This is a genomic window from Flavobacterium niveum (assembly GCF_055231775.1).
The window spans coordinates 116,290-140,782 of sequence record NZ_JBUYSX010000001.1 but is presented as its reverse complement, the minus strand read 5'-3'; the positions used below and the strand labels follow the sequence as shown (position 1 = coordinate 140,782).

At 47.8% G+C, this 24,493-nt stretch carries 15 protein-coding genes; 14 read left to right on the top strand and 1 reads right to left on the bottom strand.

Translation table 11 applies throughout. The features are described 5' to 3' along the window. The first annotated feature begins 11 nt into the window (after positions 1 to 11). Positions 12 to 1,169, top strand: coding sequence for a mannonate dehydratase (gene uxuA / locus ACZIX4_RS00605; RefSeq protein WP_463333671.1), 1,158 nt, complete (start codon positions 12 to 14; stop codon positions 1,167 to 1,169). Between the two features lie 111 nt (positions 1,170 to 1,280). Further along, positions 1,281 to 2,318, top strand: coding sequence for a glycoside hydrolase family 53 protein (locus ACZIX4_RS00600; RefSeq protein WP_463333670.1), 1,038 nt, complete (start codon positions 1,281 to 1,283; stop codon positions 2,316 to 2,318). Between the two features lie 274 nt (positions 2,319 to 2,592). On the opposite strand, the gene ACZIX4_RS00595 is transcribed toward ACZIX4_RS00600, so the two are convergent. Continuing rightward, on the bottom strand, positions 2,593 to 3,312 hold the full coding sequence (locus ACZIX4_RS00595) for an NUDIX hydrolase (protein WP_463333669.1): 720 nt from the start codon (positions 3,310 to 3,312) through the stop codon (positions 2,593 to 2,595). 250 nt (positions 3,313 to 3,562) lie between these two features. Here ACZIX4_RS00595 and ACZIX4_RS00590 point away from each other — a divergent pair, with 250 nt between their 5' ends. From ACZIX4_RS00590 to ACZIX4_RS00535, 12 genes are all read left to right on the top strand, one after another. Then, complete coding sequence (locus tag ACZIX4_RS00590; RefSeq protein ID WP_463333668.1) at positions 3,563 to 5,053, top strand: xylulokinase; 1,491 nt, start codon at positions 3,563 to 3,565, stop codon at positions 5,051 to 5,053. 7 nt (positions 5,054 to 5,060) lie between these two features. Further along, positions 5,061 to 6,383: a xylose isomerase gene (xylA, locus tag ACZIX4_RS00585; protein WP_463333667.1), complete on the top strand. Its 1,323-nt coding sequence runs from the start codon at positions 5,061 to 5,063 to the stop codon at positions 6,381 to 6,383. A 48-nt stretch (positions 6,384 to 6,431) separates the two neighbouring features. Next, entirely contained in the window at positions 6,432 to 9,539 is a 3,108-nt protein-coding gene (locus ACZIX4_RS00580) for a SusC/RagA family TonB-linked outer membrane protein (protein ID WP_463333666.1), read from the top strand. 15 nt (positions 9,540 to 9,554) lie between these two features. After that, positions 9,555 to 11,126, top strand: coding sequence for a RagB/SusD family nutrient uptake outer membrane protein (locus tag ACZIX4_RS00575; RefSeq protein ID WP_463333665.1), 1,572 nt, complete (start codon positions 9,555 to 9,557; stop codon positions 11,124 to 11,126). A 24-nt stretch (positions 11,127 to 11,150) separates the two neighbouring features. Beyond that, complete coding sequence (locus ACZIX4_RS00570; RefSeq protein WP_463333664.1) at positions 11,151 to 12,002, top strand: hypothetical protein; 852 nt, start codon at positions 11,151 to 11,153, stop codon at positions 12,000 to 12,002. Positions 12,003 to 12,064: 62 nt separating this feature from the next. Beyond that, on the top strand, positions 12,065 to 14,551 hold the full coding sequence (locus tag ACZIX4_RS00565) for a glycoside hydrolase family 2 TIM barrel-domain containing protein (protein WP_463333663.1): 2,487 nt from the start codon (positions 12,065 to 12,067) through the stop codon (positions 14,549 to 14,551). 43 nt (positions 14,552 to 14,594) lie between these two features. Continuing rightward, a complete protein-coding gene (locus tag ACZIX4_RS00560; protein ID WP_463333662.1) occupies positions 14,595 to 16,991 on the top strand; it encodes a glycoside hydrolase family 31 protein in 2,397 nt (798 codons plus the stop codon). A 94-nt stretch (positions 16,992 to 17,085) separates the two neighbouring features. Next, on the top strand, positions 17,086 to 19,245 hold the full coding sequence (locus ACZIX4_RS00555; RefSeq protein ID WP_463333661.1) for a glycoside hydrolase family 3 C-terminal domain-containing protein: 2,160 nt from the start codon (positions 17,086 to 17,088) through the stop codon (positions 19,243 to 19,245). A gap of 16 nt (positions 19,246 to 19,261) precedes the next feature. After that, the gene (locus ACZIX4_RS00550; RefSeq protein ID WP_463333660.1) at positions 19,262 to 21,505 is read left to right on the top strand and encodes a glycoside hydrolase family 3 C-terminal domain-containing protein; all 2,244 of its coding nucleotides are present in this window, start codon (positions 19,262 to 19,264) and stop codon (positions 21,503 to 21,505) included. Between the two features lie 90 nt (positions 21,506 to 21,595). Then, positions 21,596 to 23,092 (top strand): alpha-L-fucosidase, encoded by a 1,497-nt coding sequence (locus tag ACZIX4_RS00545; protein ID WP_463333659.1) that lies wholly within the window; start codon positions 21,596 to 21,598, stop codon positions 23,090 to 23,092. Between the two features lie 334 nt (positions 23,093 to 23,426). Then, a complete protein-coding gene (locus tag ACZIX4_RS00540) occupies positions 23,427 to 23,939 on the top strand; it encodes a hypothetical protein (RefSeq protein WP_463333658.1) in 513 nt (170 codons plus the stop codon). 52 nt (positions 23,940 to 23,991) lie between these two features. Continuing rightward, entirely contained in the window at positions 23,992 to 24,492 is a 501-nt protein-coding gene (locus ACZIX4_RS00535; RefSeq protein WP_463333657.1) for a hypothetical protein, read from the top strand. The last annotated feature ends 1 nt before the right edge of the window (position 24,493 follow it).

Below are 24,493 nucleotides of genomic sequence, written 5' to 3'. Positions count from 1 at the left end.
TACTTATGAACATGAAACTGGAACAAACCTGGAGGTGGTACGGCCCTGATGATACCGTAACATTACAAGATGTAAAACAGGCCGGGGCCACAGGCATAGTATCTGCACTGCACCATGTGCCGCACGGCGCCGTATGGACCGTGGAAGAAATACAGAAACGTAAACAACAGATAGAAGACGCAGGCCTTACATGGAGTGTGGTAGAAAGTGTACCGGTACACGAAGCGATAAAAACGCGAAATGCCGATGCCGAAAAATACCTGGACAACTACAGGCAGTCACTCAGGAACCTGGGTGCATGCGGACTGAAAACCGTGTGCTATAACTTTATGCCCGTACTGGACTGGACACGTACCGAACTGGCACTGGAAATGCCAAACGGTGCCAAAGCCCTGTACTTCAACTGGGCCGACCTGGCGTATTTTGACATTTATATCCTGAAAAGGGAAAATGCCGCCGCCGACTATAGCGAAGATATACTGAACGCAGCAGCAGCAAGGAAAGAAACCATTACTGAAGCCGAAAAAGCTACCCTGCAGGAAATTATACTTATGGGTGTACCGGGCGAAGACAGTACCACACTGGAAAGCCTTACCCAAAGCATCATCACTTACCAAAGCATCGGCTTTGACGGGCTGAGGGAAAACCTGCTGTATTTCCTTACATCCATTGCCGATGTATGCAAGGAGCAATCTATTAACATGACCATACACCCGGACGACCCTCCGTACCCTATCCTTGGCCTGCCGAGGATAGCGTCTAACAAGGCCGACCTGGAATTTATAATAAACGGCGTAAACGAAGCCTTTAACGGCATCTGTTTCTGTACCGGTTCGCTGGGGGCAGGCGCACACAACGATATTAACGATATTTTCGATGCGGTGAAGCACAGGGTTAACTTCCTGCACCTGCGTAATGTAAAGAAAGATGCACAGGGCAATTTCTTCGAAGCCGACCACCTGGATGGCGACGTAAACATGTACCGCATTATGAAAGCGGTTGTAGAAGAAAACAACAAACGCAGCACCCCCATACCTTTCAGGCCGGACCACGGCCACCAGATGCTGGACGACCTCCACAAAACCAGCCACCCGGGCTATTCGGCCATTGGCAGGCTACGTGGCCTTGCCGAACTACGCGGCCTGGAACTGGGCATTATGGGACAATAACAATTAAAGCAGTTTTCGGGGTTATATAAAGGCGGGGCATTAGTGCCCTGCTTTTTTTGCCATAACCTTAAAAATGCGGGGCGGTTTCATTAAATTTGGTAAAATTTAACCATGAAAAAACGTTTAGCCATACTACCGCTCGTACTTGCTATTGCCACAGCATTTACAGCCTGCACATCAACCAAAAACACTACTGCACAAAACAATACGTTTGCTAAAGGCGCCGATGTGGGCTGGCTCCAGCAAATGGAAGCCACCGGTTATAAATTCCGCGATGCAGACGGCAGCGAAAAAGACTGCCTGCAACTGCTGAAAGACCGCGGCATGAATACCATTCGCCTTCGCGTATGGGTACACCCGAATAACGATAAGGCCAGTGGGCATTGCAGCCCCGAAGAAACCGTGGCTATGGCGGTGAGGGCGCAAAAAATGGGCATGCGTATTATGATCGACTTCCACTATAGCGATTCATGGGCCGACCCCGGCAAGCAAAATAAGCCTGCTGCCTGGGCAAACCACAGTTTCCCGGAACTGCTTAATGATGTGTACCAACATACCTTTGACGTACTTACCCTACTGAAAAAAGCAGGCGTTACGCCGGAGTGGGTACAGGTGGGCAACGAGATACCCGGCGGTATGCTTTGGCCCGACGGCAGCACCACTAACTGGCCTCAGCTGGCACAACTGCTGAACAAGGGCTACGAAGCCACCAAGGCCGTAAACAAAAAGATTAAGGTAATCGTTCACCTGGACGAAGGGAACAACAGCAAAAAGTTCCGTGAGTTTTATGACAATGCCACTACCCATAAGGTAAAATACGATGTGATTGGCCTGTCATACTACCCTTTCTGGATAAAGACCGACTACACCGAAAATATTGCCGACCTGGAAAACAACCTGAAAGACATGGCACAGCGCTATAACAAAGAGGTTATGGTAGTAGAAGTAGGCGGCGAAGATAACAAGGTAGAAAACACCCGCGACATGCTGGTTGCCGTGATAAAAGCCGTAAGAAATGTACCTGACAATAAAGGCCTGGGGGTTATCTACTGGGAGCCGCAAGGTGCCCGTAGCTGGAGCCATTATGCCCTAAGCGCCTGGCTGGACGACGGTAAACCATCGCCTGCGCTTGATGCTTTTAAAGAATAAACAGCAATCACATTTATTTGAAAACAATACATTTACACAAAAATTAATGCCGGGTACTTCCCGGCATTAGCGTGTAAAAAAATATTTAAAAAACAAACCAAACCTCTTCAAGCTCCTTAACTATTCAGAATCTGGCTATAACCAATACAAAAATAGGTACAGGCACCGCGCGCGGCATCCTGTACTTGCCTGAAATACACATAAATAATTATTAAAATAACAGAGAAAGCAGCATTATTTAAAATGCAGCCAATTAAACGTAAGTGAACTTGTGTTAAAACTCGAAGTTGAAACCTTTTTTGGTAAGCTTCTCGTAGATTTTTTCGTCAAACTGGTACAGCTGTGCTGCGCGGTGCGACACATTTTCCTGTTTTTCATCCAATGGAAGTAACAGTTTCATACGCAAAAACTTACGCCTGAAGTTCGACTTATCCATAGCAATACCTAAAATTTCCTCATACAGCTGCATCAGCTCAAACAAGGTGAATTTTTCAGGCAGGAGGTTAAAACCTAAAGGCTCCTGTTTTACGCGGTTGCGCAGGTGGCCCAGGCTGTAGTCCAGTATATGGTTGTGGTCGTAAATTAGTTTCGGGATGTCTTTTATTTTATACCATTTGGCATCAGAAGCCGTAAAACCTGCCTTAATATTGTAGTCTTCACGTTTTACCAGTGCATAATAGCCTATGGTAATAACGCGCCCAAGGGGGAAACGGTCGGGTTCGCCAAAAGCTTTAAGCTGTTCCAGGTATACATCGTCCAGGCCGGTAAGGTCGCCCAGCAGCCTGTGCGCAGCGGCATCGGTACCTTCGGTTTCCTTAATCCACCCACCGGGTAAACCCCATTCGCCTTTACGGATACCTTCGCCGTGCTGAACCAACAGTACCTCAAGGCTGCCGTTATCAAAACCGAACACCACACAGTCGATGGTTATGGCATTCATCACCGTGCGTTCAACAACTTTTCCGGACTCCCTGTCAATAAATTTCTTCAGCATTGCTTCAGTTGGAATAAAACAAGGCGAAGATACGTAAAAAAAAAGAATTCTTAACAAATTCTAATTTTTTCATCATCTGTTAATAAAACTGTTAGCAACTAAGAATAATAAATTTTTTACGCAAAAATTTTGCTGATATCAAAAATACGCCGTATACTTGTGGTCACAAATACCATAAGAAAAAACGTTATAGTCACTCAAACCATTAGTGTTTATGCGGCTTAGCGCTAAAAAAAGGAAAATAAAAGCAATGTATTTTTTAGGAATCGATTTAGGAAGTTCGTCAATAAAATTATCGGTGCTGGATGCCGATAGTGGTACCATAACCGCATCGGTTACCGTACCGGAGTCTGAAATGGTTATAGATGCCCCTCAATTTGGCTGGGCCGAGCAAAACCCGGAAGCCTGGTGGGCGTATACCAAAGACGGTATAGCACTATTAAATGCCAAGTACGGCATTGACCTGAAAAACATTGCCGCCATAGGCATAGCGTACCAAATGCACGGGCTGGTACTTACCGATGACAAACTGAACCCTGTACGCCCGTCTATAATATGGTGCGACAGCCGCGCAGCCGAAACCGGTGATGCCATATACCAAAAAATGGGTACGGCAAACTGCCAGCACAGCATACTGGGCAGCCCTGGCAACTTTACCGCTGCCAAACTGAAATGGGTAAAAGACAACGAACCGGAAGTATTTGCCAAAGCGCATTACATGATGCTTCCCGGAGATTATATAGCAGCAAAGCTGTCGGGTGTGGCGCAAACCACACCATCGGGCCTGTCTGAAGCTGCTTTGTGGAACTTTGCCGAAAACCGCCCTGCTACAGAGGTGCTTGACGCAATGGAACTGCCACACAACTTGCTGCCTGAGGTGGTACCTACCTTTGGCCAACAGGCAAGCATAAACCCTGAAACCGCTGCTGAGCTTGGGCTTAGCGCCGATGTAAAAATAACCTACCGCGCAGGCGACCAGCCGAACAACGCCCTTTCACTGGGTGTGCTTAATGCAGGCGAAATAGCTACCACTGCAGGTACATCGGCAGTAATATATTCGGTTACAGAGGCCAATGCCTTTGATGCCGACAACCGCGTAAACACGTTCTTACACGTAAACAATACTGAAGCAGATAAAAGTAACGGCGTACTGCTGTGCATAAACGGCAGTGGTATACTGTACCAATGGCTACGCAAAACCCTGAGCACGGGTGCCGACGGGCTAATATCTTACGAGGCACTGAATACCGAAGCTGCAAAGGCCGAGCCGGGCAGCAAGGGGCTACGCTTCTACCCTTTTGGTAACGGTGTAGAGCGTATTTTCAGCAACAAGCCGGCTGTTAGCGGTATACAGAACCTGAACTTCAATATACACAACAGCCCCGAAGTGGTGCGCGCTGCCTGCGAGGGTATCGTATTTGCCATGAACTACGGCTTTGACATTATGAAAGGTATAAACGCCGGAGGAACCGTGGTAAAGGCGGGCAGGGCTAACCTGTTCCTGAGCCCAGTGTTCCGTGAGATATTTGTGAATACCACACAAACTACCCTGGAACTATACAACACCAGTGGTGCCGAAGGTGCTGCACGCGGTGCTGCTTACGGCAACGGCTACTACCCTACCCTTGATGCTGCCTTTGAAAACCTGGAGCACCTGGAAACCATAGCCCCTACCGAAGCACTTAGTGCTAAATACGCCGAAATCTACAATACGTGGAAAACCCACATTAATTCCCTATAATACAATTATGAGTACAACAAAACAAGCTTACTTTAAATCGGTAGACAAAATAAAGTTTGAGGGGCGCGAAAGCGACAACCCGCTTGCTTTTAAATGGTATGATGAAAATCGCGTGGTTGCTGGCAAAACCCTTAAAGAGCACTTTAAGTTTGCCATGGCATGGTGGCATACACTATGCAATACCGGTAACGACCCATTCGGGCCGGGTACCGAAACACACGCATGGAACTCAAAAGATAACGCCGTAGCGCGTGCTAAAGATAAAATGGATGCCGGTTTTGAATTTATGGAAAAACTGGGTATACCGTACTACTGTTTCCACGATGTAGACCTTGTAGACGAAGCGCCGACCCTGGCTGAGTTTGAAGAGCGTGTACAGGCTATGGTGGAATATGCAAAACAAAAACAACAGGAAACCGGCATTAAGCTGCTTTGGGGTACCAGCAACCTTTTCAGTAACCCACGTTACATGAACGGTGCTTCAACCAACCCTAACTTTGATGTGGTGGCGTATGCAGGTGCACAGGCTAAAATTGCTATCGACGCTACTGTAGCCCTTAACGGTGACGGTTACGTTTTCTGGGGTGGCCGCGAAGGTTACATGAGCCTGCTAAACACCGACATGAAGCGCGAGCAGGAACACCTTGCCATGTTCCTTGCCATGTGCCGCGACTATGCACGCAAGGAAGGCTTTAAAGGTACGTTCTTCATCGAGCCAAAGCCAATGGAGCCAATGAAGCACCAGTACGACTTTGATGCTGCTACCTGTGTAGGTTTCCTTAACCAGTATGGCCTTAAAGACGACTTTAAACTAAACATAGAAGTAAACCACGCTACCCTTGCCAGCCACACTTTTGAGCACGAGCTTCAGGTAGCCGCAAATGCAGGCATGCTGGGCAGTATCGACGCTAACCGTGGTGATTACCAGAATGGCTGGGATACCGACCAGTTCCCAATCGACATCTACGAAGTGACACAGGCCATGCTTGTATTCCTTCAGGCAGGTGGTATGCAGGGCGGTGGTGTAAACTTTGATGCCAAAGTACGCCGTAACTCAATAGACATTGAAGACAAATTCGTAGCCCACATCAGTGGTATGGACGTATTTGCACGCGGGCTTATTGCAGCAGAAAACATACTTACAAACACAAACTATACAACACTGCGCACACAGCGCTACGCATCATTTGACGGCGGTAACGGAAAACAGTTTGAAAAAGGAGAGCTCACTTTGGAAAACCTTAATGCTATCGCACGCCAGAATGGAGAACCTACACCTATAAGCGGTAAACAAGAACTGTTTGAACAGATTATTGCTAACGCTTACTAGGACGCCTAACCCATAATGTAAAACCCTATAACCAAACTCTCATTTATCATGAAAAGTAATTTTTGTATTCCGCCAAGAGTACTTACGCTTTGCATGTTGTTTATGCTTACGATGCTATCGTATACAGCATTTGCACAGCAGGCCACTATTTCAGGTACCATTACCTCTTCAGACGACGGCCTGGGGCTACCCGGTGTAAACGTAGTAGAAAAAGGCACAACAAATGGTGTAAGTACCGACATTGACGGTAAATTTCAGATCAGCGCTAACCCTAATGCTGTACTGGTTATCAGCTACGTAGGTTTTGCCACGCAGGAAGTTCCTGTAAGCGGCCAAACCACAATAAACGTGGTACTTAAATCTTCTACCCAGGAACTCGAAGAAATAGTGGTAGTAGGTTACGGTACACAAAAACGCAAGGTAAGCACAGCTGCTACAACCGTAGTAAGCGGTAAAGACCTGCAACAAACAAACAGCATTGATGCTACAAGCGCCATACAGGGGCAAACAAGCGGTGTAAACATTACACAGACATCGGGCCAGCCGGGTGCGGGCATGGTGGTAAACATCCGCGGTGCGGGTACTGTAGGTAATGCAAACCCGCTGTATGTAGTAGACGGTGTGGTGGTAGATAACGGTATCAGCTACCTGGATCCATCTACCATAGAAAGGATAGACGTACTTAAAGATGCCTCTGCGGCAGCTATTTACGGTGCGCGTGCCGCTAACGGTGTAATCCTTGTTACTACTAAAAGAGGTGCCGAAGGCAAAGTAAACGTATCATTAAACAGCTATACAGGCTGGCAGCAAAGCTACAAAAGGCTGCCGATGCTTAACGCAAGCCAGTATGCTACAATAATGAACGAAGCCCGCGTAAACTCTGGCTTCTCTCCGCTGTACACTCCGGAGCAGATAGCGTCTATGCCAAACACAAACTGGCAGGACGAAATGTTTAACGACAGCGCCATGAAACAAAACCACTCACTGCTTGTAAACGGCGGTAACGAAAAAGTGGTATACAGCACAGGCCTTTCGTACTACGGCCAGGAGGGCCTTATAGGCAGCCAAACCGGCCAGTCTCAGTACGACCGTGTTACCTTTAACACAAACACTACCTTTAACATTGTAAAAGACCGCTTTAAAATAGGCGAAAACTTCTCTTACGCTAACATTAAGAGTAAAGGTATTGCAGACCAGGGTATCTACAACAACTCGCTAAGGGGCTTCATCAATACACCGCCAAACTATAACGTGTATAATGAAGATGGTACTTACGGTTCATCTGACATCAGTGCAGATATTACTAACCCGCTTGGTTTACTGTACTACACTAACTTTAAAGAAACCCTTGCAAACCGTTTTGTAGGTAACGTATTTGCAGAAGTAGTACCGGTAGCAGGCCTTACGCTTAAAACATCGTTCGGTGTAGACATCTATACAGATAACTACCGTGCCTTTACCCCTACTTACGAGCTTTCATCTGTAAGCTATGCCGCCATCAACTCGGTAACACAAAGCAGTACAAACAACTTCTCGTACATATGGGAAAACACGGCTAACTATAAAAAGAGCTTTGGCAACCATAACCTGGACCTCCTTGGCGGTATATCTGCCCGCGAGCGTTTAAACAGGTACTCAAGCGCCACAGGAAGGGACCTTACCTTTAACGACTTTGGCCACGCTTACCTTGATAACGTAACAAACCAGGCGCTAAACACTACCGTAGGTAACCGTTATGACTATGCCATAGCATCATACTTCGGCAGGATACTGTACGATTACGATAACAAATACCTGTTTACTGCCACAATACGCCGCGACGGTTCGTCAGAATTTGGCGCAAACAACAAGTGGGCGGTATTCCCTTCATTCTCTGCAGGATGGAACGTAGACAGGGAATCATTCTTCCCGCAGGACAGCAAAGTGATAAAAGCACTTAAAATACGCGGTAGCTGGGGACAAAACGGTAACGACCAGTTTTCAAGGAGGTTCGCTTACATGTCTACCATATCGTCTTACGACAAAAACTACCAGTTTGGTAACGGTACAGACCTTGTAAACTTTGTAGGCGCAAGCCCGGACGCCCTGAAAAACGATAACCTTAAATGGGAAACTTCAGAGCAGCTGGACCTTGGTTTAGACGCTACACTATTTGACAACCTTACATTTACTTTTGACTATTACGATAAAACTACTAAAGACTGGCTACTACAGGCCACAGTACCTGAAATTGCAGGTGCACAGCCTCCGTTTATTAACGGTGGTAACGTAAACAACAAAGGTTTTGAAGCCGCGGTGGGTTACAACACCACTTTTGGCAGCGACTGGAGGCTTACAGTAAATGCCAACATCTCTAAAAACAAAAACGAAGTTACCAAGGTAGCTAACCAAAACGGTATCATTTACGGCGAAAGCAACCTGCTTTTCCAGGGTATAGATGAAATTAACCGTGTACAGGAAGGCCAGCCTATCGGCTACTTCTACGGACTTAAAACCGATGGTATCTTCCAGAACCAGGCTGAAATTGATGCTTATTCTCAAAACGGCAACCTTATACAGCCGAATGCCCAACCGGGTGACGTGAAATTTGTAGACCGTAACGGAGACGGCGCCATTACTGCTGATGACAAAACTAAAATAGGCGACCCTAACCCTGATTACTACTATGGTGTTAGCTTCCAGCTGAACTATAAGGCGTTTGACCTTTCGGTATACACGTATGGTGTAGCCGGTAACCAGATAGCGTATGGCGTTCGCGATTACTCAAGGCCGTTCTACAACTACACTACAGACGTGTTTGACCGCTGGACAACCGAAGGCAGCTCTAACAAACTGCCAAGGGTAACCTACGGAACAGACAGTAACGGTAACTGGACAAAATTTAGCGACCTTTACATGAAAAACGGCGATTTCTTCAGGATTAAAACCATAACCCTGGGTTGCGACGTAGCTAAGCTTACAGATGTAGTGGGCAAAACGTTCTCTCAGTTCAGGATATACGCTTCGGCTAATAACCTGTTTACCTTTACAAAATACCCTGGTATGGACCCTGAGGTGGGCTTTGGTAACGCAAACCAGTCTTGGGCAAAAGGTATAGACGTAGGTTCTTACCCGCAGCCAAGGACATATATGCTGGGCTTAAGTGTTAACTTCTAAAAAATGCATGGAAAAATGAAAAATATAATCAAAGTATTCGGGATAACATCATTACTTGTACTGGGTTCGTGTACAGATGATTTTATTACAAAGTCGCCTTACACCCAGCAGGTGGAGGAGAACTTTTATAAAACCCCGCAGGACGGACTTAAAGGGCTGGTATCGGTATACGATATACTACAGCGCGAAGGCTACGGCGGATGGCTTATGAACACAGAAATGGCTTCAGATAACTGCTACGGCGGCTTCGGTACTGCCGATAGTAACGTAGACGTGGAGCGCGACCGTTTCCAGTTTGTAACCGATAAGGAAATGAACGACCCTATATGGGAAAACGATTACATAGGTATATACAGGGCAAACGTATTGCTGGAAAACCTTGATAACATAGAGTGGGGTACAGATACTGCACTGCGCACACAGTATGAGGCTGAGGCAAAATTCCTTAGGGCATTTTACCACTTCCGCCTTGCAAGGGTATTCGGCGACATCGTTCCGCTGGACCACACCCTTACCGAAGCTGAGTTTGAATCGCCTCGCCAGCCGGCAGAGGTTACCTACAAGCTTATTGCAGAAGACCTTAAGTTTGCTGCAGATAACCTGGGTAACGACAACTACTCTACCCCGGCTAACCCTAACTATGGCCGTGTAACAAAATGGGCTGCCGAAGCTTTATTAGCTAAAGCATTCCTGTTCTACACCAGCTACTACGATACGGCAGACCTTGCCGGTGTGGTAACAAAAGACCAGGCAGTTACTTACGTAAATGATGTGGTAAACAACAGTGGCCACGCCCTTGTAGACGAGTTTGCAAGCCTTTGGCTGGCATCATCGGCATCTGAAAGTGTAGCTTATGCAGGCGAAGGTAATACCGAAACAGTTTTCGCTATCCGTTACAATACTTCGGGTAATGCTAACTGGAACCTGCACGATGGTAACCGTTTTAAGGTAAACATATCTGTACGTGGCGGCAACTTTGGCCCTTACGGCCAGGGCTGGGGCGGTGGCCCGGTAACACCTATGCTGTATAATGCTTATGGCTCTGGTGATACCCGACGCGACGCTACCATTATAGATTTTGTAGGCGAAGCACTTGGCTATGATGCCGATGCTAACGGACAGCGCCAGTACACCGGCTACGGCTGGAAAAAAGGTACCCGCAGCGTAGGTGAGCAAGGTACAGGCGACTTCCAGATTGATAACGCCGAGGATATTTACCTTATCCGTTTCTCAGACGTGCTGCTTCTGGCTGCCGAGCTTAACCTGGGCACTAACGATGCTTTTGCACAAACCTGCTTAGACAGGGTACGTAACCGTGCTTACGGTGTTACAGACAACTCACACAGTGTACCGGCTACACTGGACAATATCCTTAACGAGCGCAGGCTGGAACTTGCCCTTGAAGGCGAAAGATGGTTTGACCTGATAAGGCAGGGTATGGCTGTAACTACAGCAGCAGTAAACGCTACAAACCAGGGTGGTGAATTTGCCGTAAGCTTCAGGCCGGAAACCCTTGGCTGGTTTGCACTTCCGCAATCGCAGGTACTGGTATCTAACGGTGCTATAACCCAAAACCAGGGTTGGTAATAACAACAAAAACAAACGAGTCTTATGAAAAATATGTTTAGAATGATTGTTGCCCTGCTGGTTGTAGGAACCGTTGTTTCCTGCGATCCGGTAGAAGACCGTGACAGCCTTCCGGCTATTACGCTTGATCCTACAGAGTTAAACTTCTCTGTAACAATAGACCCTAACGACCCTAATAAGGTAATCATGACAAACCTTACTGAGGACGTAATACCGTACTGGAACTTTACTAATGCTGCCGGCGATGACCTGGGGCACAGCAACCAGCAAACTACCACCACGGTACTGCCATTTGCAGGTACGTATAATTTTTACTTTACCGCTTACACACGCGGCGGTGCAGTAACTTCTGAGGCTGTGCCTATTACAATACAGCACAACGATGAAGACTATTTTGAAGCGGCTGAGTGGGGTTACCTTACAAATGGTACCGAAGGCAAAACCTGGGTGCTGGACATGGACAGCCCTATAGGATGGTGTGGCCTTGATTATCCTGCAACAAGCGGTGATAACTGGAACTGGTTCCCTACCTATAATGACGCAAGCTGGTCTATGGTAAACAAAAACTGGGGCAGCATGACGTTTGACCTTGATGGTAACTATAACGTAAGCGTAACCCAGACTGCACTTACCACAGATACCGAGGTTGCAAAAACAGGTACCTTCTCGCTAAACCTTGATACAGACAGGCTGGTATTTAACGGCGGCCCTGAAATGCTGTACGGTGGCGACTACTACCCTGATTGCAGCAACTGGGTAAACGTACACGTAATAGAACTTACTGAAACTTCACTGCGCCTTGCAGTAGTGCGCGACCAAAGCCGTACAGGCGAAGGCCAGTGCCAGATAATGTTCCACTACAAACCTGCAGAATAATTTTTCTCATAATTGGGGCCGGTAAGCATGAGGGCTTACCGGCCTTTTTTAAATAACCCGTAATGACTGCACCTTACAAACTAAACCTTATTAAAACCCTGGCACTTGCAGGTACCATAACCCTGGTAGCTTGCGGTACCCAGGACACTACCCTGCTTGCAAACCGAAAAGAGAATTTTAATGCCGGTTGGCAATTTCACCTGAATGATTCTAAAGACCACGATACCATAGGCACAGCCACACAATGGCGCACCCTTAACCTTCCGCACGACTGGAGCATAGAAGGCAGCTTTGACGAGCACAGCCCTGCGGGAATAGGCGGCGGCGCACTAACCGGCGGCCTTGGCTGGTACAAAAAAACATTCAGCGTGCCAAAAGCCGACAGCGATAAAATTACCACCATAACGTTTGACGGGGTATACCGTAACAGCAGCGTATGGGTAAACGGCCATTATCTGGGCAACCGCCCTAACGGGTACATTGGCTTTAGCTACAACATTACCCCTTACCTTAAATTTGGCGAAGGCCAGAAAAATGAAATCATTGTAAAGGCCGATAACTCGAAACAGCCCAATTCGCGCTGGTATTCGGGTTCGGGTATTTACCGCAGCGTGTGGCTTACTACCACTGCCAATGTACACGTAGCCGAATACGGTACGTACATTATCACACCGAAGGTTTCGGCAGAAAAAGCTACCATAGCGCTTGAAACCACCGTAAAAAATGAAGACAAAGCAGCAAAAACTGCTACTATAACCACTACCATTTATAAAGGCAATAGTGAGGTAACAACCGTTACTGCCGAGCAAAAGATAGGTGCCAATGCACAGCAGGTAGTGGCGCAGCAAACCGAGATAGCCAACCCGGCACTGTGGAGCACCGAAAAACCGGAACTGTACCGCGCCGTTACCGAAATAAGCGTAGACGGCAAAGTAGCCGATGTGTATGAAACCACCTTCGGGATACGCGATTTTAAATTTGACTTAGACAAAGGCTTTATCCTTAACGGGAAGCCGCTGAAAATAAAAGGCGTATGCCTGCACCACGATTTGGGTCCGCTGGGTTCGGCGTTTAATACCCGTGCCATGGAGCGCGAATTGCAGATTATGATGGAAATGGGTGTTAACGGTATACGTACCAGCCACAACCCGCCTGCCCCGGAACTGCTGGACCTGTGCGACAAAATGGGCCTTATTGTTATGGACGAAGCCTTTGATATGTGGGCACAGGCCAAAAACCCTGACGACTACAGCAAAGACTGGGACAAATGGCACAAGAAAGACCTGGAAGACCAGGTACTGCGTGACCGTAACCACCCGAGCGTGTTTATGTGGAGCATAGGCAATGAAATCCCCGAGCAATGGAACGACAAGGGTGCCGAAACAGGCCGTGAACTTGCCGCCATTGTAAAGAATCTTGATAAAACAAGGCCGGTTACAGCGGCTATGAACCCTCCGGTGGCGGTAGATGCTACCAAAGTGAGCATACAGTTTACAAACACTGCCGATAAGCCGAACAACCTTGCGGCATCGGGTGCGCTGGACATCATTGGCTACAACTATGCCCACCAAACCTGGCCAAAACACCAGGTAAACTTCCCCAAAGTGCCATTTATTGCTACCGAAACTACTTCGGCACTGGAAACAAGGGGCTACTACGATGCAAAATCAGATACGATAAAAATATGGCCGAAGCGTTGGGACATACCGTTCTATGACGGTAACCCGGGCAATACGGTTTCGGCATACGACCAGGTACAGGCGCCCTGGGGTTCTACCCATGAGGAAACCTGGAAGGTGATGAAGAAATACGATTTCCTTTCGGGGATGTTCATCTGGACGGGCTTCGATTATATTGGCGAACCTACCCCATACCTGTGGCCGAGTATCAGCTCGTACTTCGGTGTGGCCGACCTTGCCGGTTTCCCGAAAGACGTATACTATATGTACCAAAGCGAATGGACGGATAAGGATGTGCTGCACATCTTCCCGCACTGGAACTGGAAAGCCGGGCAGGAAGTAGACGTATGGGCGTACTACAACCACGCCGATGAAGTGGAGCTGTACCTTAACGGCAAGTCGCTTGGTAAAAAAAGCAAACAGGGTGACGACCTACACATTATGTGGAGGATAAAATACGAGCCGGGCACACTGAAGGCCGTATCGCGCAAAGGCGGCAAGGTGGTATTGGAAAAAGAAATAAAAACCGCCGGTGCACCGGCTGCCCTGAAAGCCACTGCCGACCGCGAAACCATAACTGCTGACGGCACTGACCTGAGCTACATAACCGTAGACATTACCGATGCCAACGGTGTATTTGCCGCAACAGCCGGTAACATCATAAACTTCAGCCTGAAGGGCGACGGTAAAATAGTAGGCGTGTGCAGCGGCGACCCCGTAAGCCACGAACCGTACAAAGCTGAAAAGCACAGTGCCTGGATGGGCAAATGCCTTGTAATAGTACAGGCAGGAACCAAGGCTGGTACACTGGAACTTACAGCCAGTTCACCGGGGCTTAAAAGCGCTACCGTAACCCTGAATACAAAATAATGGATTGCAAATAACCTCTCGCTTATAACCAAACTATAACCTCATGAACAAACAAAAACTCACCTTACTGTCGGCTGTAGCGGCGCTCTTTATGGGAGGGCACAGCATGCAGGCACAGGTACAGAATGCCGATGTGCTGAACGGGCCTATCGATATCAGCAAGGATTTTGAGAACTACCTCAACGCCTTTTATTTTGCCGATGAGCTAGCGTCTTTCGACCCGGCTACCGGGAAAGGCACGGTAAAGTACATACGCAATACCTACCAGATACGCCACGCATTCGACAACATGCTGATGAAGCCAATAGTGACTCCGCCAAACGAGTTCCCTACCACCGAGTACGAGGTATCGCCCGTATTGCCATTCAGCATACAGTTTGTTTCAGAACGTGCCGTAAGGATAAAAATGGCTTCGGGGCCGCAGTTCCACCAGCCTGCAGAATCGCTGATGCTGGTAAACGGCACAGCACCAAACCACCCTGAACTTTGGAAATACAGTAAAACCACTACCGGGCACAAGTACACCAGCAAGTACGGTTCGGTAGAGATAATAGCCAACCCGTGGCACGTAAAAATATACGATGCAGCCGGTAAGCTACTTACCAGCACCATCCACGACAAGGATGTGCAAAATACCTACACCCCTATCCTGCCGTTCAGCTTTGTGCGCCGCACTGCCGATTATTCGCGCAGCATGGCACCGGTATTCAGCCTGGAGCCCGATGAAAAGATATTCGGCTGTGGTGAATCGTTTACCAACTTTAACAAGCGCGGGCAAAAGGTAATCCTGTATACAGATGATGCTAACGGCGTACAGAACGAAACCATGTACAAGCCGATACCGTTCTACATGAGCAGCCGAGGCTATGGCGTGTTTATGCATACCTCATCGCCCATTACTGTCGACTTTGGTAAATACGAAGCCAACAGCAACAAGATGATGATGGGCGACGATGAGGCCGACCTGTTCCTGTTTATCGGTGAGCCGAAGGACATCCTTGACGAATATACCGACCTTACCGGAAAGGCATCAATGCCGCCGCTATGGTCGTTCGGGTTATGGATGAGCCGCATTACCTATTTCTCTGAAAAAGAAGGCCGCGAGGTTGCCAAAAACCTTCGCAAATACAAGATACCAACAGATGTAATCCACTTTGATACCGGCTGGTTTGATACCGACTGGAGGAACAACTACCAGTTTGCCTCTAAGCGTTTTGAAGACCCGGTAAAAATGATGGTCGACCTGAAGAAAGACGGCTTTAACGTATGCCTTTGGCAGCTGCCGTACTTCACGCCGAAGAACACGCTTTTCAATGAAATTGTAGACAACAACCTTGCCGTGAAAGACCGCAAAGGCAACCTTCCGTATGAAGATGCCGTGCTGGACTTTACCAACCCGGCTACCATAAAATGGTACCAGGGCAAACTGAAAAACCTGTTTGACCAGGGTGTTGCCGTATTTAAGGTCGACTTTGGCGAGGCTGCACCGTATGACGGTATTTACAGCAACGGCCGCACCGGTTTCTATGAGCACAACCTGTACCCACTACGCTATAATAAGGCTGTTGCCGAAGTTACCCAACGCGAAAAAGGCTATACGCTGATATGGGCGCGCAGTACCTGGGCCGGAAGCCAGCGTTACCCGCTGCACTGGGGTGGCGATGCCGCTACCACTAACGGTGCCATGAGCGCTACACTTAGGGGTGGGCTTTCACTGGGGCTTTCAGGGTTTAGTTTCTGGAGCCACGATGTGGGCGGATTTGTGACCAAATCGCCGGAGCCACTGTACCGCAGGTGGACACCGTTCGGGATGCTTACCAGCCACGTACGCAGCCACGGCGAACCGCCTAAGGAGCCCTGGCTGTACAGCAGCGACTTCCTGGAAATGTACCGTAATGCCGATAACATGCGCTACGAGCTGATGCCGTACATCTATGCACAGGCAAAAGACTGCAGCGAACGCGGCCTGCCGATGATGCGTGCCTTGTTTGTAGAATACCCTAACGACCCTGGCTCTTGGCTGGTGGATAACGAATACCTTTTTGGATCGGACCTATTGGTGGCACCGCTGTTTGAGGAAGTTACCGAAAGGGACGTATACCTTCCGCCGGGACAATGGATAGATTACCAGACTAAAAAAGTATACGAAGGCGGCTGGCACAAAATTAAGGCCGGAGACCTTCCGATAGTGGTACTGGTTAAAAACGGTACCGTACTTCCGCACATAAAGCTGGCACAAAGCACCCAGGACATGGACTGGAGCAAGCTTACGCTTAAAGTATACGCTACCGACAACACAACTGCGGCTACAGGCAAGGTATACCTGCCGGGCAGCGATGCAGTACAAACCGTAAGCACTGCCAAAAAAGGCAGCAGCTTTGAGGTAAGCCAGAATCCTCTGAATGGAAAAACCACTTTTAAAACCGAGTGGGTTAAATAATTTAAGTTACTATTTGGGTTAGTTGATTTAGGTTGCCGGGGATCTGCCGGAAACAGGTCCCCGGTTTTTTATCTGCCCATTTACAAAACCGATAATGAAATTTTTAAAACTATACATACTGCTACTCATCAGTACCACGGCATTGGCACAGTACAAATACCCTTTCCAAAATCCAACTTTGGACACAGAAAAGCGTATTGACAACCTGTTGCAGCTCATGACGCTGGATGAGAAGATACACGCACTGAGCACCAACCCATCGGTGCCACGGCTGGGCATTAAAGCCGCCGGGCATGTGGAAGGCCTGCACGGGCTGGCACTGGGCGGCCCGGGAGAATGGGGTGGCAAGGGCAAAGCGCCACTGACCACAACCACGTTTCCGCAGGCGTATGGCCTTGGCGAAACCTGGGATACCGAGTTACTACAAAAAGTAGCAGCCGTAGAAGGTTACGAAACCCGTTATGCCTACCAGCACTACAACCGTGGTGCACTGGTAGTACGCGCCCCGAATGCCGACCTTGCCCGCGACCCGCGTTGGGGGCGCACCGAGGAAAGCTATGGCGAAGATGCATTTTTTAACGGTACCATGACCGTGGCTTTTGTAAAAGGGCTACAGGGCAACGATAAAAAATACTGGCAGACTGCTGCGCTGATGAAGCACTTCCTTGCCAACAGTAATGAAGACGGCCGAACCTATACCTCATCGGATTTTGATGAAAGGCTGTTCAGGGAATACTATTCGCTCCCGTTTAAAATGGGTGTGGAAGACGGTGGCAGCCGTGCCTACATGGCGGCATACAACAAAGTGAACGGCATACCGGCTATGGTACACCCCATGCTGAAGGACATTACCGTAAAGGAATGGGGCCAGAACGGTATCATCTGTACCGATGGCGGTGCGTTTGGCTTAATGCTCTCTGACCATAAATATTATGCCGATAAGTTCCTTGGGGCAGCAGCAGCGGTTAAGGCGGGCATCAACCAGTTCCTGGACGATTATGCCGATGCCGTATACGGCGCTGTGGCAAACGGCTATCTTACCGAAAAGGACATCGACACAGTTATCCGTGGTGATTACCGCGTGATGATAAAGCTCGGCCTGCTGGATGGCGAAACCAAAGCCAACCCGTTTGCAGCCATTGGCGCAGAAAAAGATACCACAGACCCTTGGGCAACCGAAGCCCATAAAAAACTGGCGCTGGAAGCTACGCAAAAGTCGATTGTACTGCTGAAGAACGACCCGGCTAAGCAGCTTTTGCCATTGGATAAAACCAAGATAAAACGCATAGCCGTTATAGGCCCGCGTGCCGACGAGGTATTGCTGGACTGGTACAGCGGTACACCGCCGTATACTGTAACACCGCTTGCAGGTATTAAGGCCAAAGCAGGAGAAAAAATTGAGGTGACTTACGCTTTAGATAATAAGGACGGTAAAGCCGCAGCCCTTGCCAAAAACGCCGACGTTGCCATAGTGGTGGTAGGTAACCACCCGTGGTGCAACGCCGGGTGGAACCAATGCCCCGTGCCGAGCAACGGTAAGGAATCGGTAGACAGGCAGTCGCTGGAACTGGAGTATGAAGACCTTGTGAAGGTTGTGCAACAGGCCAACCCGAATACCGTAGTTGTGTTGATGAGCAGCTTCCCCTACTCCATTAACTGGACACAGGAGCACGTACCTGCCATAGTACACATGACGCACAACAGCCAGGAAACGGGCACCGCCCTTGCCACTGTGCTGTTTGGCGACTACAACCCTGCCGGAAGGCTTACGCAAACCTGGGTTAAGGATATAACCGACCTGCCCGAGCTTATGGATTATAACATCCGCCATGGCAGGACGTATATGTATTTTAAAGGGAAGCCACTGTATGCCTTTGGCTATGGCCTTAGCTATACTACCTTTGCGTATAAGGCTTTGGAAACCAATACGGCTTCGCTAAAGAAAAACGGTACGGTAACCGTGAATGTTACCCTAACCAATACCGGCAGCCGCGACGGCGAAGAAGTGGTGCAGCTGTATGTAGCACATCCTGATTCAAAAATTGAAAGGCCGGTTAAGGAACTGAAAGCCTTTGCCCGTGTGGTGCTGAAAGCCGGTGAGACGAAGACCGTACCGCTTACGCTGCTTGCAAAGGATCTGGAATACTGGAACGCACAGAAACAACGCTTTGAACTGGAACCGGGGACGCTGGAACTACAGGCAGGCGGAGCATCGGACAACATAGTACTTAAAAAGAATATTAAAACAGAATAGTAACCTGAACCCAAATATGAAGAACAAGTTTTTATGCCTTTCGGCAGCAATGATGCTTGTAATGGTATCTTGCAAAGAAGACAAATCAACAGACAGTACCGAAAGCGGCGCTATTGCCGCCAAGTATGAAGGTACTCCTATGAGCGACGAATGGGACGCTGAAATTGACGGAATTGTTAGTAAAATGACCCTTGAGGAAAAAATCGGGCTGCTGCACGGTTACACCATGTTTACTAACGAGGGCGTGGAGCACCTGGGCATCCCGGAAGTACACATGGCGGACGGCCCGCTGGGCATCCGCGAAGAGCTGGAGCGTATGAGCTGGGCGCCGCTGCACCTGGAAACCGACTATGCCACGTACTACCCTGCCGGTGGTGGCCTTTCGGCTACATGGAACCCTGAAATGGCGCACACCTTTGGTAACAGCATAGGCGAAGAAGCCCGTGCCCGTGAAAAAGACGTGCTTCTTGCCCCTGCGTTCAACATTATCCGTACACCGCTGGGCGGCCGTACGTATGAGTACATGACCGAAGACCCGTTCCTGAACAAAACCCTTATTGTACCTTACATTGTAGGTGTACAGGAAAACAACGTGGCCGCGTGTATTAAGCACTACGCCGCCAACAACCAGGAAACCAACCGTGGTACGGTAGACGTGCTTATGGACGAGCGTACGCTACGTGAGGTATACCTGCCTGCGTTTCACGATGCGGTTACCAAAGCAAATGCATACAGCGTAATGGGCGCTTACAACAGGTTCCGTGGTGATTACCTTTGTGAAAACCCGTACATGCTTCAAAACATCCTTAGGGATGAGTGGGGCTTTAAAGGTGTGGTAATCTCTGACTGGGATGCTGTACACAGCACCAAGAAAGCACTTGAAGCCGGTACCGACCTTGAAATGGGTACCAACAAGCCATCGTTTGACGAGTTTTATTTTGCCAAGCCGCTTCTTGCTGAAGTAAAGGCAGGTAAAGTAAGCGAAGCTGAAGTAGACAAGCACGCCAAAAGGATCCTTAAAATGCTGTACAACCTTAAGGCTATGGGCAAAACCGATGGCCGTGCCAAAGGAAGCATTGCTACAGAAGCGCACTTTAAGGATGCCTACAACATTGCATCAGAATCTATTGTATTGCTTAAGAACAGCGAGAACCTGCTTCCGCTTAGTACAGACGGTATTAAGAGCGTAGCCATCATTGGCGCTAACGCCGATAAAAAACACGCACAGGGCGGTTTTGGTGCCGGTGTAAAAACCAAGCACGAAATTACCCCGCTTGCTGCACTTAAGGCCAAACTGCCTAAGTCGGTAACCATTAACTATGCCGAAGGTTACAAAACACTTTTCAAACCTAAAAGGGAAATGAAATTTGGCGAAGTAACACAGGAAGCTAAAGAAACGGTTACAGAACTTGACCCTAAAATGGTGGCTGAGGCTGTTGCCGCTGCTAAAAAATCAGATGTTGCCATCCTTATTGTGGGTGCTAACCGTGACTACGAAACAGAAGCATCTGACCGTATGGACCTGTCACTTCCGTTTGGCCAACAGGCACTTATTTCAGCTGTAAAGGCTGCCAACCCTAAAACCATAGTGGTATTTACCGGTGGTGCTCCTTACGACCTTAACCAGCTTGAAAAAGAAAACTCAACCATCGTTTGGAACTGGTACAACGGTTCTGAAAACGGTAACGCCCTTGCCGATGTAATCCTTGGTAAAGTGAACCCATCGGGTAAACTGCCATGGACCATGCCTAAGCGTATAGAGGACTCTCCTGCACATGCTACAAAAAGCTTCCCGGGTGGCGCTACTGTAGAATACAAAGAAGGCATCCTTGTAGGTTACCGTTGGTTCGACACTAAAAACATAGCACCGCTTTATCCGTTTGGTTACGGCCTTAGCTATACTACATTTGAACTTGCCAATGCCAAAGCCGACAAAAAAGAGTACGGCAACGACGATACCGTTAAAGTTACCATCGACGTGAAAAACACGGGTAAGGTAGACGGTAAAGAAGTAGTACAGCTTTATGTGGCTAAAACAGACAGCAAAGTACAACGTGCCGCTAAAGAACTTAAAGGCTTTAACAAGGTAGCTGTAAAATCAGGCAGCACTGAAAAAGTGACCATTGAAGTTCCGGTTAAAGAGCTTGCGTACTACGATGTAGCTTCTAAAAAATGGGTTGTAGAACCGGGTACATACACCTTTAAGCTGGGTAACTCTTCAAGGGATATCAAAGCTGAAGTGAGTGTGACTGTGAAGTAATATATATTACACAACGTTTCAATTAAGGAGGCACAGAGTTACACGGAGTTAATCCGCCACTCTGTGCCTCTTTTTTATAAACCAAACAATATGATGAAGAAAAATACAATAGCAATAGCCGCTTTATTTGCGCTGGCAAGCTGCTCTACCGCTAAAAAAGGCGTGCCAGAAGTACGCCACTATGAGCCTACGTGGGAGTCATTGGCGCAGTACGATGAGTCGGCTGAGTGGTTTAAGGATGCCAAGTTCGGTGTCTATGCCCACTGGGGAGTACTTTCGGTACCGGCGTATGCCAACGACTGGTACCCGCGCAACATGCACGTGGTAGGCACCGACGAAAACAAGCACCAGGTGGAAACCTACGGGCCGCTGAATAAATTTGGTTACCATGATTTTGTGCCGATGTTTAAAGCGGAGAAATTCAACGCCGACGAATGGGCTGACCTTATGGTGAAATCGGGCGCTAAATTTGGAGGTGTGGTTGCTGAACACCACGACGGCTGGAGCAACTGGGCCAGTAAAATAAACCCGTGGAACAGCCAGAACATGGGGCCGCACCGCGACCTTGTAGGCGAACTGGCAAAAGCGATTCACGGGCGTGGGCTGAAGTTGGTTACCAGCTTCCATAAGGACAGGAACCTGCAATTGTTCCAGGACGAAAAGGACAAGTGGCTGGATGATACTTCGTACTTCCCGTACAACCCTGATATGGCTACATCGAGCACCGACCCTAAAATCCGTATGATGTATGGCAACATACCAAGGGAACAGTTTTATGCCAACTGGCTGGGCGAGCTGAAGGAGCTTATTGATAACTATTCGCCCGACCTGATTTACTTTGACAGTAAAATGACCAAGATACCGGAGCCGTACAAGCAGCAGTTTTTGGCACATTACTTTAACCATTCGGTAGCAGAGAAAAAGCAGATTGTGGTTACCCACAAGGAAGGCGAACTGCCAAAGACCGTAAGCCTTGAGGATTTTGAAAAAGGCCGCAACAACGCCATTACCAATGATTTTTGGCTTACAGACGAAACCGTATCGGTAGGCAGCTGGAGTTATACCAATGACCTTGGCCTGAAAAACGCCGATGAAATCATTCACCTGCTGGCAGATATTGTGAGCAAGAACGGCGCACTGATGCTGAACATCTCCCCTATGGCCGACGGTACCATACCGCAAAACCAGAAGGACATACTGCTTAGCATAGGCAAATGGCTGGAAGTAAACGGCGAGGCCATATACGGCAGCCGTACCTGGAAAACCTTTGGCGAAGGCCCTACCAAAATGGGCAAAGCCGGTATGTTTGCCGATAAGGTAACCTACACCGAGAAAGACGTACGCTACACCCGCAAGGGCAATACGGCGTATGCCATATTCCTGGGGTGGCCGGGCAGCAACAGCGCAGTGACATTAGAAGCCTTTAGCGGTAAGGTGTTTGATACTATCCCTAAAGTGAAAAAGGTAACTGCACTGGCTACAGGCGAAAACCTGGCCTTTACTACAGACGACAAAGGCCTGCACTTCAGCACACCTGCTAAAATGATAGACGAAAAAGCTTTTGTAGTGAAAATAGAAACAGAGTAATACTATACGCTACTCATACATAAGGTGGCTGCTGTAAAAGGCAGCCATTTTTTATGGTTATCAGCTACGGCATATTATTTATCACGATGGGCACAAAGTTTTTCACAAAGTCCACAAAAGATATAAATTGTGCTTAATAAGAACACCAAGGCTTTCCTTTGGAAAGCAAAAAAAGTCCACAAAGCGTTGCGCATTTGCTTCATAGGCTTAGTTGTAAAGAAATAACCTGATAGTAATAAAGCTACAAATATTTCATTATATTTGGGGAACAAACCAAAAGCATTCCTCCTAAAATGCTTTGAGCCAAAACGTAACCAATTATTTTTAAATAACTATGAAAAAGTTTTTATCCCCTTTCGTTGCACTTTTTTGTATAGCAGCCATTTCGTGTAGTAATGATAACGATACTGCACCGCAAACCACAGGCTACAATTCTACACTGAAGGCAGATGATACAGCCTTTAAGCCTGTTAGTGCTGAAGACGCAAAAACATCCTGGGCATACGGTGACCCGGATGTGCATGAACGCGTTTTTAACCTTACAGACCCTGCTACTTCGGCTGAGATAGAAGTATATATTACAGCGCATGATGCTGATGCCAGCGGTACTTATAGTGCTTCGGCTTCTTACACAGAAAATGCTCTTATGGGGCAATACAGGCTTGGCTATGAATCATACACATTTGACCCAAACAGTAAGGTGGTGGTAAAGGATAATGGTAATAATCATTACAAAATTATCTTTAAAAATGTGAAGGCTAAACGCACGGTTGATGGTACACAAGTAACTAAAAACATTACCGGAAGCTTTGAAGGGACTTTTACGGAGGAACCACTGGTTCCGTAAGATAAATGTTTACTTATTAATAAGCACCGAGCCAACAAATTTTAAATTTGCTATGAAGAAGTTACTATTAACTATTGTTGTTTGTATCAGCTTTGTATGCTGTAGTAAGGATGATTCACCAAAAGATGCAGGATTTACATCTGCTATTACTGTAAACGGTACACCATTTACACCTTTCAGCACCAAAGATGCCATGACATTAGGAATCTATTGGCCAGATGATACACAAGACAGGTCATTCGCACTGAAAGATGGGCTATCATCTGTAACAATTAATATTTCCGTTCCTGCAAATGAAACAGATACCGACGGCACATACATCCACGGGCCGGAACCATGCTCTGCAAGCGGTTGCCTTATGGGAAGCTATTATTCCGGAAATAAAGAATATATATTTACTGAAGGTGCTACTGTTGCTGTTGAAGACAATGGAGACAACAATTATAAGCTTACTTTTAGTAATGTAAGCGCCATTCATGATGCATCAGGGGCGGCGATAAACATTAACGGTAGTTTTGAGGGTAAATTCACTCCGGGGCCTTTTACAGAATAGA